Annotated in this window: 4 protein-coding genes; all 4 read left to right on the top strand. The window is 57.4% G+C overall.

Translation table 11 applies throughout. The annotated features are described in order from the left end of the window. On the top strand, positions 1–5,048 hold a 5,048-nt coding region (locus ACWA2B_RS16440), incomplete at its 5' end, for an amino acid adenylation domain-containing protein (protein ID WP_449292416.1). Between the two features lie 154 nt (positions 5,049–5,202). Further along, a complete protein-coding gene (locus ACWA2B_RS16445) occupies positions 5,203–8,511 on the top strand; it encodes a non-ribosomal peptide synthetase (RefSeq protein ID WP_449292417.1) in 3,309 nt (1,102 codons plus the stop codon). Further along, positions 8,501–10,327 (top strand): ABC transporter ATP-binding protein, encoded by a 1,827-nt coding sequence (locus tag ACWA2B_RS16450; protein WP_165150847.1) that lies wholly within the window; start codon positions 8,501–8,503, stop codon positions 10,325–10,327. The genes ACWA2B_RS16445 and ACWA2B_RS16450 overlap by 11 nt, the downstream gene beginning before the upstream one ends. Continuing rightward, positions 10,324–12,057, top strand: coding sequence for an ABC transporter ATP-binding protein (locus ACWA2B_RS16455; protein ID WP_449292418.1), 1,734 nt, complete (start codon positions 10,324–10,326; stop codon positions 12,055–12,057). The genes ACWA2B_RS16450 and ACWA2B_RS16455 overlap by 4 nt, the downstream gene beginning before the upstream one ends. Positions 12,058–12,098 lie beyond the last annotated feature (41 nt).

Genomic DNA, 12,098 nt, shown 5'->3' on the forward strand with positions numbered 1-12,098 from the left:
CACCGGATACCGGAGCGGAGCTGGCAGTGAACGATCTGCGCGGCGCGCTGGCGCAGGAGCTGCCGGGGTACATGATCCCGTCGTACTTCGTGGAGATGGAGCGCCTGCCTCTGACGCCGAACGGAAAAATTGACCGGAAGGCGCTGCCGGCGCCGGAAGGGGAAGCGGGAAGCGGAACGGAGTACGTCGCACCGCGCAATGAGCTGGAAACAAAGCTGGCGGCGATTTGGCAGGAGGTGCTGGGGCTTGCGAAGGAGATTGGCGTTCACGACAACTTCTTCGACATCGGTGGTCACTCCCTGCGGGCGACGACGCTGGTCAGCAAGATTCATAAAGAATTGAGCGTGGATCTGCCGCTGCGCGACGTGTTCCGCCATTCCACCATTGAGAGCATGGCCGCCGCCATTTCCCGGCTGGATGAGCAGACATTCGTTGCCATTCCGGTGGCGGATGACCGAGAGGTGTACCCGCAATCTTTTGCTCAAAAACGTCTCTTTATCCTGAATCAACTGGAAGGCGCGGAGCTTAGCTACAACATGCCGGAAGCGATGCTGCTGGAGGGGGCTTTGGACCGGGCAAGGTTCGAAGAAGCGTTCCGTAAGCTCGTGGCGCGGCATGAAACGCTGCGCACCGGGTTCGAAATGGTGGATGGCGAAGCATCGCAGCGGATTTACCAGGACGTGAATTTTGCCGTGGAGTTCTATCGAGTGGATGAGCAAGAGGCCGAAGAGATGGTTCGCCGTTTCGTCCGTCCGTTTGACTTGGCGAAGCCTCCGCTGCTGAGGGTAGGCCTTGTCGAGCTGGCTCCGGAACGTCATATTCTAATGTACGACATGCATCATATTATTTCCGATGGCGTCTCGATGGAAATCTTTGTTGAAGAATTCGTCCGCTTGTACGGCGGCGAGCAATTGGAGCCTCTGCGCATTCAGTACAAAGACTACACCGTTTGGCAGCATTCGCAGGAGCAGAAAGAACGGCTTCAGCGTCAGGAGGCGTACTGGCTGGACATGTTCCAAGGCGAGCTGCCGGTGCTGGAAATGCCGGCCGACTATCCGCGTCCGGCCGTGCAGAGCTACGAAGGCCAAACGCTGGAGTTTTCCTTCGACGCTTCGAAAACCGACGGCCTGAAGCAGCTGGCCTCGGAAACGGGCACGACGCTGTTTATGGTGCTGCTTGCGGCGTATAACGTCCTTCTGCATAAATATTCAGGTCAGGAAGACGTGATCGTCGGTACGCCGATTGCCGGAAGGAATCATGGAGATGTGCAGCCGTTGATCGGGATTTTCTTAAACACGCTGGCTATCCGCAGTTATCCGGCTTCGGAAAAGACATTCCTGTCATACCTGAACGAAGTCAAAGAAACGACCCTCCATGCCTTCGAGCATCAAAACTATCCGTTCGAAGAATTGGTGGACAAGGTGCAAGTCACCCGTGATTTAAGCCGCAATCCGCTCTTCGACACGCTGTTTACGATGCAGAATACGGAAAACGAGGAATTTGAGCTGGAAGGGCTTCGCCTGATTCCTTATCCGAGCGTATTAGATACCGCGAAGTTTGATATCAGCTTGGATGTGGGCGAGGAGAACGGCGGCTTGGATTACAGCTTCGAATATGCGACGGCTCTCTACAAAAGGGAGACGATCGAACGGCTGGCGAAACATTACGAGCAGCTGCTCGAAACGATCGTAAGCCGTCCAGATGCGAAGATTGCCGAGCTGGACTTGCTGACGACAGAGGAAAAAGAACAAATTATCGGCGCGTTCAACCCGGCGCAGCCGGAAGCGGCTCCTGCGGCCGCGTTCCACCGGCTGTTTGAGGAACAGGCGGAGCGCACGCCGGAAGAGGCGGCCGTCGTGTACGAGAACGACCGGCTGACGTATGCGGAGCTGAACGAGCGGGCGAACCGCTTGGCGGCTACGCTGCGCGCAAGCGGCATCGGCCGGGAGACGATCGTCGGCATTCTCGCCGAGCGTTCGGTGGACTTGCTGGTGGCCGTGCTGGCCGTCTGGAAAGCGGGCGGGGCGTATGTGCCGCTCGACCCGGATTATCCGGCGGAGCGCGTGCGGTTCATGCTCGAAGACAGCGGAGCGAAGGTGCTGCTGACGCAAACGGCGCTGCGAGAGCGTGCTGAAGCCTGGCTTGACGAAGAGGAGCTGGCGCTGGCGGCGGTGCTGTACCTGGACGACGAAGCGTCGTACAGCGAGGAGCGGGCGAATGCGCCGATTGGCTCGGGCATAGTCTCCGGCAAGCTGACGGATACTGTGGACGACGGCGATGAGAGCCATCAGAATGTTGGCACCGACAGCTTCCATGAAGCCCGTCCGGAGGATCTGGCGTACGTGATCTATACGTCGGGAACGACGGGCAAGCCGAAGGGCGTGATGATCGAGCACCGCAGCCTGGTGAACACGGCGGCGGGCTACCGGCGGGAATACCGGTTGGATCAGTTCCCGGTGCGGCTGCTGCAGCTCGCAAGCTTCTCGTTCGACGTGTTCGTGGGAGATATCGCGCGGACGCTGTACAACGGAGGCACGATGGTGATTGTGCCGAAGGACGACCGGATCGATCCGTCTCGTCTGCACCACTGGATGGAGCGGGAACGGGTCACCATCTTCGAATCGACGCCGGCGCTGATCGTGCCGTTCCTGGAGTACGTGCACGAGCAGCAACTGGATATGAGCTGGATGGAGCTGTTGATCACGAGCTCGGACAGCTGCAGCGTGGGGGATTACCGGACCTTGCAGGAACGCTTCGGTTCGTTGTTCCGGATCATCAACGCATACGGCGTGACGGAAGCGGCGATCGACTCCAGCTTCTACGACGAGCCGCTGACGAAGCTGCCGCAGACAGGCCATGTGCCGATCGGCAAAGCGTGGCTGAATGCGAAATTCTACATCGTGGATGCGCACCTGAATCCGGTGCCGGTCGGGGTGCTGGGCGAGCTGGTCATCGGCGGAGTCGGAGTGGCGCGCGGGTACTTGAACCGTTCGGAGCTGACAGAAGAGAAGTTCGTAGACAGCCCGTTCGCCGCGGGCGAGCGGCTGTACCGAACGGGAGACTTGGCACGGTGGATGGAAGACGGCAACGTGGACTTCATCGGCCGGATCGACAACCAGGCGAAAATTCGGGGCTACCGGATCGAGACGGGCGAGATCGAGTCGCAGCTGCTGCGGGTGGAAGGCGTGCGCGAAGCGGTGGTGCTGGTTCGAAGTGACGCGAACGGGCAGAAGGCGCTATGCGCGTATTACACACCGGATACCGGAGCGGAGCTGGCAGTGAACGATCTGCGCGGCGCGCTGGCGCAGGAGCTGCCGGGGTACATGATCCCGTCGTACTTCGTGGAGATGGAGCGCCTGCCTCTGACGCCGAACGGAAAGATTGACCGGAAGGCGCTACCGGCGCCGGAAGGGGAAGCGGGAAGCGGAACGGAGTACATCGCACCGCGCAATGAGCTGGAAACGAAGCTGGCGGCGATTTGGCAGGAGGTGCTGGGGCTTGCGAAGGAGATTGGCGTTCACGACAACTTCTTCGACATCGGCGGCCACTCCCTGCGGGCGACGACGCTGGCGGGCAAGGTATTTAAGGAATTAAACGTCAACCTGCCGCTGCGCGACGTATTCCGTCACTCGACGATTGCGGCGATGGCCGAGGCGATCGCCCGGATGGAACGGCGGGAGCATGAGGCCATTCCTCAAGCGGAGGAGAGAGAGTACTACCCTCTGTCCTCCGCGCAGAAACGGCTGTTCATTCAGCACACGCTGGATGGAGCGGATCAGCTTTACAACATGCCGGAGCTGGTGCAGGTGGAAGGCGAGTTTGACTTAGACCGGTTGGAAGCCGCCTTGCGGAAATTGATAACACGGCATGAATCGCTGCGCACCGGTTTTGAAATCGTGAAGGCCGAAGCGGTTCAGCGGATTTACCCGCAGGTCGATTTTGCTATCGAGCATCATCAAGCGGATAAAGAGGATGCGGCTCAAATCGAGCAGATCGTCCGCAGCTTCGTTCGTCCGTTTGATCTCGGCAAGCCGCCGCTGCTGCGCGCCGGGGTCATCGAGCTGGAGCCGAACCTGCATATTCTCCTTTTCGACATGCACCATATGGTGTCCGACGGCGTATCGATGGCGATTGTGATCGATGAGTTCTCGAGTTTCTACGCCGGGGAAGAACTGCCGCCACTGCGCATTCAATACAAGGATTATGCCGTTTGGCAGCAGTCGAAGGCCCACCGAGAGCGGATTGGGCGGCAGGAAGCGTACTGGCTGCAAACCTTCGAAGGCGAGTTGCCGACGGCGGACCTGCCGATGGACTACGAACGGTCTGCGGCTCGCAGCTACGAAGGCGCGCATCTGGAGTTCGACGTCGAAGCTTCTCTCTCTGCGCGGCTGCGCGAATTGGCGGCCGAGCGTGAAAGCACGCTGTTCATGGTGCTGCTTGCGGCTTATACCGTGCTGCTGTCCAAGTACAGCGGGCAGGAGGACTTGGTCGTGGGTACCCCGGTGGCGGGAAGAACGAACGCCGATTTGGAACCGGTCATCGGGATGTTTGTCAATACGCTGGCGATCCGCAATCGTCCGTCGGGCGACAAAACGTTCTTGTCCTACCTGGAAGAAGTGAAGGAAACGGCTTTGGGTGCTTTCGAGAACCAGGATTATCCATTCGAGGATCTGGTGGAGCGTTTGAATGTGAAGCGGGAGCCGGGCCGCTTCCCGCTGTTCGATGCCGTTTTCGACTTGCAAAATATCGAAGAACGAGACGCCGAGCTGGAAGGGGTCAGCCTGAAGACTTACGAGCTTGACCATTTGGAAGAAGCGAAGTTCGATCTGACGCTGTTTATGTATGAAAACAACGGGGCGCTGAGCGGGGGCTTCTTCTACGCCACCAAGCTGTTCAAAGAAGCGATGATCCGCACCTTGACCGAGGATTACCTGCGGGTACTGTCTCAAATTGCGGAAAATCCACAACTCGAGTTAAGCCGGATTGAATGTCATAAACCGGCGGCAGGCGCAAAGAGTGCCGTCGATACGATCGAATTCGCGTTCTAATCCTACAAGCGCGCCTCCGCCGTCAAGTGAAAGCGGCGCGCATCCCAAGGAAGACGGCGAACAACATCCAAGCCCGTAAACGCGCAGGCCGAAAGCAAGCTTTTTCGGACCTGCGCCGGGGCATGCGGTCACTTCATTTTTAGGGGAGGTACAAATGAAATCTTTGTTTGAAAAGGAAGAACGGTACTGGAGCGGCAAGTTTGACGCCGATGACAGCCTGAGCTTCCTTCCCTACAGTCAATCCTCCAAATTATCCGCCGACGGGGAAGCTGCGGCCGAGCCGGGCTTGCTTCACCGTACTCTGCCGAGTGAACTCTCGGAGAGAATCATTAGCCTCGCCAACGGTTCGGATTTGGCTTTGTACATGATTGTTTTGGCAGGAGTAAAAAGCCTGCTGTTCAAATATACCGGGCGGGACCAAGTGCTGGTCGGCATGCCTTCTTATAGCGCAGACCCCGACGAGACTCCGCCGCCGCATGACATCTTGGTGATCAAGACGTCCGTAAGCCGCCAGACTACGCTGAAAACGCTGCTCGGGGGCATCAAAGCTTCCATCGGCGAGGCGCTGGAGCATCAACACCTGCCTTTTCGGAAAATGGTGGAGCCGCTCCATCTGGACTATACGGGGGACGGCCTCCCGGTCGTCAACACCGTCGCATCCTTCGCCCCGATTCATCCGGAACCGCTGGGTAACCGGGTGGCGGCCGATACAGTTTTTCGCTTCGACCGTCAAAACCACTCCATTGAGCTGGAAATAAGCTTTGACGGGCAGCGGTACGAGCGGGCATTTGTGGACCAGGCGGCCGACCATCTTGTTCGGCTGCTGTCCGTGCTTTTATTTCAGCCGGATCTGGAGCTCGGACAAGCCGATGTGCTGTCCCCAGACGAGAGGGAGACGCTGCTGAAGCGATTTAATGACACCGAAACCGGGTTCGAGCGGGGGAAAACGATTTACGGCTTGTTCGAAGAACAGGCGGAGCTTTACCCGGACAACGTGGCCGCCGTCATGAACGAGCGGCAGCTGACCTACCGCGAGCTGAACGAGCGATCCAACCGCCTTGCGCGGAGGCTGCGAAAGACGGGAGTAGAAGCGGATCAGCTGGTAGCGATTCTGGCCGAACGCTCGCTCGATATGGTCGTCGGCATTCTGGCGATTCTCAAAGCGGGCGGAGCATACGTGCCTGTCGATCCCGACTACCCGGAGGAGCGCATCCGCTTCATGATCGAGGATTCGGGCGCGCCGTTATTGCTGATTCAGAAGCATCTGCATGAGAAGACCGACTTCGCAGGAACGCGCCTCGAATTGGACGATTTCGTTTGGGGCGACAGTGGGGCGGACTCCGCCGATGCGCTGGACGCTTCGAACCTGGAGCCGATTTCCGGGCCGGGCAACCTGGCATATGTCATCTACACGTCGGGAACGACCGGCAGACCGAAAGGAACGCTGATCGAACATAAGAACGTCGTGCGCCTCCTGTTCAACGACAAGAACCTGTTCGACTTCGGGCCGTCCGACACGTGGACGCTGTTCCACTCGTTCTGCTTCGATTTCTCTGTCTGGGAAATGTACGGAGCGCTGCTGAACGGAGGCAAGCTGGTCATCGTACCGCCGCTGACGGCGAAAAATCCGGCCGATTTCCTGGCGCTGCTGGGCCGCGAACAGGTCACGATTTTGAACCAGACACCAACGTACTTCTATCAGCTGCTGCGTAAGGTCTTGGCGGACCATCCGTACGATCTGCGGATTCGCAACGTCATCTTTGGGGGCGAAGCGCTGAGTCCGCTGCTGCTCAAGGGCTTCAAGACGAAGTACCCGGAGACGAAGCTGATCAATATGTACGGCATTACCGAGACGACGGTTCACGTGACGTATAAGGAAATCACGTGGGTCGAAATGGAGGCGGCGAAGAGCAATATCGGCAAGCCGATCCCGACGCTGAGGGTGTACATCCTTGATGAAAACCGCCGCCCTGTGCCGATTGGCGTAGCGGGCGAAATGTACGTGGCCGGGGAAGGCCTTGCGAGAGGATACCTGAACCGTCCGGATCTGACGGCGGAGAAGTTCGTCGATTCCCCGTTTGGGGAGGGGGAGAAACTGTACCGCTCGGGTGACTTGGCGGCTTGGCTGCCGGACGGCAACATCGAATACCTGGGCCGGATCGACCACCAGGTGAAAATCCGCGGGTACCGGATCGAGCTGGACGAAATCGAGACGCAGCTGCTGAAGATCGCCGCCGTGCAAGAAGCCAAGGTGCTCGACTGCGACGACGCGAACGGCCATAAGCAGCTTGTCGCTTATTACGTCGCGGAAACGAGGCTGGCGGCGAATGAACTCAAAGAGGAGCTCGCCAAGCAGCTTCCGGGTTATATGATTCCTTCGTACCTCGTGCAGCTTTCGCGGATGCCGCTGACCCCGAACGGGAAAATCGACCGCAAAGCGCTGCCCGCGCCGGAGGAAGCCGCGGACGGAGGAGCGGAATATGTCGCGCCGAGAACGCTGCTCGAAATGAAGATCGCCCGCGTCTGGCAGGATACGCTTGGCGTTCCGCAGGTCGGCGTAAAGGATAACTTTTTTGAGTTGGGTGGCAATTCGTTAAGTCTGATGAGGCTCGTTCAAGCCGTTTACGATGAAACGGGCATTGAGATACCGCTGAACCGCCAATTCCATAATGTAACAGTTGAAGCCATGGCTTTCGGAGAGGGGGATCAGGGCCTGGATAAAGGGGGAGACTCCTTCATTAAGCTGAATAAAGCAGGAGATCTGAACGTGTTCTGCTTCCCTCCGGGCAGTGGCTTTGGCATCGGTTATCGAGAGCTTGCAAGCAGGCTCGACGGCGGGTTCGTGCTCTACGGCATTGATTTTATCGACGATGTCGTCGATTACGAGGCCATGCTGAACCGTTATGTGGACGAGATCGTCCGCATCCAGCCGGAAGGACCTTACGTGCTGCTCGGCTACTGCTTTGGAGGCAACCTGACGTTCGAGGTAGCCAAAACGATGGAGAAAAGAGGCTATTCCGTAACGGACGTGCTCATGGTGGACTCGTGGATTAAGGACACGCTGACGTCTTCCGAAACGTCGGAGAAAGAGCTTGAAGAAATGCTTGCCGATTTCGACGAAGAAGAGAAGGAATTAATGAGCAACCCGCTCGTGCGGGAGCGGGTTCATCGGAAGGTCAAAGCGACCTTGGCGTACGAAGCGCAGCTTATTAATTCCGGCACGATCCCGGCCCGGATTTACGAACTGATTGCGAAGGACAGCGAAGCGTTCCGCCTGGAGCACCAATTGCCTTCCTGGCGGGGGGCAACGACGCAAGCTTACGCCGATTACCGGCTGGAGGGCGCGCACGAGGAATTGCTGGAACTCGCGCGCGTGGAAGAAACGGCCGTCGTCATCCGGGACATCTTAGAGCAAGTCAAGCGGCAGATCGAAGCGGAGGCCGGGGTACTGCATGGAAGCTGACCGCCAGCCGTCTGTTCTAGAACAAGGCACAGCGGCGCCTTCCAAGCGCCAAACCGCTTACGCCGCCTGGAAAGCGTTCCGCTGGTTGATGTCCTATGTAAGCCGTCACAAAGGCTGGATGATCGTCGGTGTCTTGTCCGCGATTGCCGCCGCCGTTATTGAGATATGGACGGGAAGTTTGATCGAGCAGCTGACCACCCAGGCCGAGAAGGGGGCGGAGCCAATCGTTCTGCAAATCGTGTACACGGTCTTTGTGGTCATCTTGATCGGTGTGCCGGCGAAGTTTTTCATGAGCTTCGGCGTGGAGCGAAGCAGCGCCTCTGCGGTGCAGGATATCCGCAACCATGTCATGCGTCATATCGGCAAACTCCCGGTCTCCTATTTGGAAAAGCAGCACTCCGGCGACGTATTGTCACGGATCAACAACGACCTGCAGCTCATCCAGCAGTTTATGATTCGGGACCTCGCCCAGTGGTTTTATCATCCGCTGTTGTTCATCGGCTGTTTCACTTATTTGATCTACCTCCAATGGGAGCTGATGCTGTACAGCCTGCTGTTATTTCCCGTAGCGCTGCTGGTTTCCCAATGGATCGGCAAGCAGTTGGAGCGGTTGACGGAGGAAGCCCAGGCGAACATGGGCCGAATGAACGTCAACCTCCAGGATACACTTGGAGGTATGCCTATTGTAAAAAGCTACCTGCTATCCGGCATGTTATCTCGCTCCTACCAAGTGCTGCTGCAATTGACGGCTCAAAAAAAGCTGGCCGTGAAAAAGCGGGAAGCCTGGGTCAACCCGCTGCTTTCCACGCTGATGATCAGCCCGATCATTTTCGCCGTCAGTTACGGAAGCTATTTGATCTACAAAGGGCAGCTAGGCGCGGGGGAGCTGATCGCCTTCCTGTACTTGCTGAATCTGTGTCTGGAGCCGCTGGAGCATATTCCCGAGCTCATCACGCGGACGTTCGAAATGGCCGGTGCCCTGAGAAGGGTCTCCGAAATCGTCGAGCAGCCGACCGAAACGGAAAATGGCCGTTCGCTTCCGAAAGCGAGCGCCGCCCCCATCGAGTTTCAGAACGTAACCTTCGGGTATGAGGAGAGATCCCCGATCCTGCGGAATGTTAGCTTCTCGGTGCCGGAAGGGAAGACGATCGCGCTTGTCGGAGCGAGCGGCGGAGGGAAGAGCACGGTGTTTAAGCTTGTATACGGCTTTTATCCGCTTCCGGAGGACCAGGGCGAGATCCGCGTGTTCGGCAGCCTGATCCACGGCGCCGATCCCGAGCAGCTTCGGTCGCATTTTTCCGTGGTAACCCAGGATTCATATTTGTTTAGCGGCACGATCGCTGAAAATATCGGCTACGGGCGGGAAGTAGCGTCGATGGACGAGATTATTGAAGCCGCCAAAGCCGCTCAGGCGCATTCCTTCATTATGCAGCTGCCCGACGGCTACCAGACGTATGTCGGAGAGCGCGGAGGCTTTTTGTCCGGCGGGCAGCGCCAGCGCATTGCAATGGCCCGGGCTTTTCTGAAGGATGCTCCCGTTCTGCTGCTGGACGAGCCAACGTCGGCTCTTGATCCGGAGTCGGAAAGCGCGGTTCAGGAAGCGCTGGGCGTATTGATGAAGCAGAGAACGACGATGGTTATTGCCCACCGGCTTTCTACAGTACAAAACGCCGACGAAATTTGGGTCATGGAACAGGGGAGTATTGTTGAAAAGGGCACTCATGAACAATTGTTGAAGATGAAGGGACTGTACGCCCAGTCGTACTATCAGGAATTTACTGAGTCTGCCGAACGCAGGGAGGTGGCGTACACATGAAAAAGGGCGGATGGCTCTCGCAAGTGAAAGAACTCGGCTACTTGCTGATGTTTATGAACCGCAAGCGCAAAACCCAGTACGCCATTGGCTTGGCCGTGACGGCGCTCACCCAGACATTGTTCCTGATCGCCTTCAGCTTGGTCGTACATAACTTGGTTGATTTCGCCGTGTCCCGAGATACGTCCCTGATGGTGGAAGCCTTTATTATTTTGGGCGCGGCCTTGTTCCTGGAAAATGTGATTTCTCCCTGGTTCATTTACTTAAACCAGCGCAGTGTCGAGCTGACTGTGCTGAATATCCGCGAACGTCTTTATGACAAGCTGTGCCGGGTGCGGCCGAGATTCCTGGAGCAGACGCACCATGGGGACTTGCTGTCGCGGGTGAACAACGACGTAACGACCGTTGAGTTTACATTCTCGCAGGTTTACTTCGTTTTGCTGCTTCAAGTTGTCTTTTGCATCGGCTCCATTGTCTCCATGGTGTTGATCGATTGGCGGTTTGCCGGCGTATCCTTCGTCATTCTGCTGCTGTCCTCCGTGGTCAGTCTGAAATTTGCGCGGGATATTCGCGCCTTGTCCGAACAAGGCTTGCAAACGCTCGGTAAAATGACCGAAAAATTCAAAGATTTTATGGGCGGCATTCAAATTGTGAAGCTGTTCCGCATCCGCACGATTTACGGCCAGTACGAGGCGTTGAACGAACAAATGACGCAGACGCTTCGGCAAACCGCGCAGAAGAATGGCATGCAGGCTGCGGTGAATCATTTTATCAGCTACGTCACGTTCTGCGGCATCATCGTCATCGGCAGTCTTCTTTATGCCTACGGACTGATGGGAATGGGAAGCGTCGCCGCCCTGGCGGTTCTGCAAGTGAATCTGACGCATGCCTTGTTGAACTTGGGGATGGTTCTGTCGATGACCCAAAATTCGCTCGCGGGCGCTCATCGGATTCAAGAGGTACTAAGAGAGGAAGAGGAACCGGAGCGTTTGGGATCTCCTCACAGCGAGCTCGTGTCGGAGGCTGCGGTGGAGTTTCGCGATGTGGAATTTTCCTATCAGGCGGATAAAAAGGTGCTTGTCGACATCTCCATGCAGGTGTTTCCCGGCCAGGTCGCCGCTATCGTGGGGACCAGCGGCAGCGGCAAAAGTACGCTGATCAAGCTGCTGCTCGGCTTTTATCCTGTGGACAGCGGAGAAATCCTGCTCCAAGGCAAACCGTTCGGCCATTACACGCTGGAAGAAATCCGCAGGCAGATTGCATACGTTCCGCAGGAGCCATTCTTGTTTACCGGCACGATTGAGGAAAACATCCGCTACGGCAACCCGGATGCAACGGATGAAGAAGTGATCGAAGCGGCCAAAGCGGCGTACGCTCACCATTTCATTCAGGAACTTCCTGAACAGTATAAAACGCCGGTGGGAGAGAGAGGAGCGTCGTTGTCGGGCGGACAAAGGCAGCGAATTGCGATCGCACGGGCGATTCTCAAAAACGCCCCGATTCTGCTGCTGGACGAAGCGACTTCCGCGCTGGATAACGAATCCCAGCATTGGGTACAGCAGGCCTTGAACGTATTGATGAAGGGGCGCACCACCATTCTGATCGCCCACCGACTCAGCACCGTGGAACATGCGGATTTGATTACCGTCATGAACCAAGGGACGGTCGTCGAGCGGGGCCGCCATCAGGACCTGCTGGCGCTCGGAGGTTTTTACGCCCGGCTGTACGGCTAGATCCGCTTTACGGCGGGCGGCTTCTTGCTCGCGAATGCGAC

The organism is Paenibacillus sp. CMM36 (assembly GCF_053570945.1).